We start from the raw sequence: 749 nt of genomic DNA, 5'->3' as shown, positions 1-749 counted from the left end.
GTACAAACAAGCGCCCCTCCTGCTTGGATGCAGAATGTCTTTAAGCGTGGGGGTGCAGATGCGTATAACATGTATGATACAGGGATGGGTGGTAATGTGTATGGGGGACCTCGTGTTGCACCTTTAAGTGCTCCAACTTATCAAGCAATTGGAGGTCTTGGAGCTATTCCTCATCAGTATCAGAATTATATGAATCATTTGATGAATACTCCAACATCGTCTGCGAGAAACCTTAACTGGATTGCATCTGGTGGTTTGATGGGACCGAATTCTCAATTTGATGAGGAACTTAAAGAGGGCTTAAGTGAAATAAGAAATAGTATTAATCGACAGTTTTTAGGTAGTGGTCTTTATGGCTCTAGTGCGCATAACAATGAGTTACAGAGGGGGCTTAATGATGAATTAGCTCGTATCAAGTATCGCCAGCGTGATAGAGATTTACAGCATATGATGCAAGCCAATTCGATGATTGATCAACTAAATGAAAACCGCTTAGGCATGATAGGCAACTTATTCCCCTCTTATAATAATGCCTATTCGAATATGTTGCAGGGGTCATCTGTTCTTAATGACTACAATCAACGCCTTGTTGATGCCAATAGAGAACGTTGGCTGGAACAAGACAATAGCGGCTGGAATAGGTTGAATATGCTTATGAATGCCGGTCATGGTTTTGCAAGGAATTACGGCACGACGACGAATAATCATACAATCTCTAAGATAGAGGGCAATAATCCGTGGAAAAATGT

General features: G+C 41.5%; 1 protein-coding gene. It reads left to right on the top strand.

The features are described 5' to 3' along the window. The coding region (locus ACFINZ_RS10640; protein ID WP_375701499.1) for a hypothetical protein at positions 1-749 on the top strand (749 nt) is incomplete at both ends.

Source organism: Bartonella sp. AA81SXKL (genome assembly GCF_042196945.1).
In the GTDB taxonomy this organism is placed as follows: Bacteria; Pseudomonadota; Alphaproteobacteria; order Rhizobiales; family Rhizobiaceae; genus Bartonella.
This window is presented reverse-complemented; position numbering and strand designations above follow the sequence as displayed.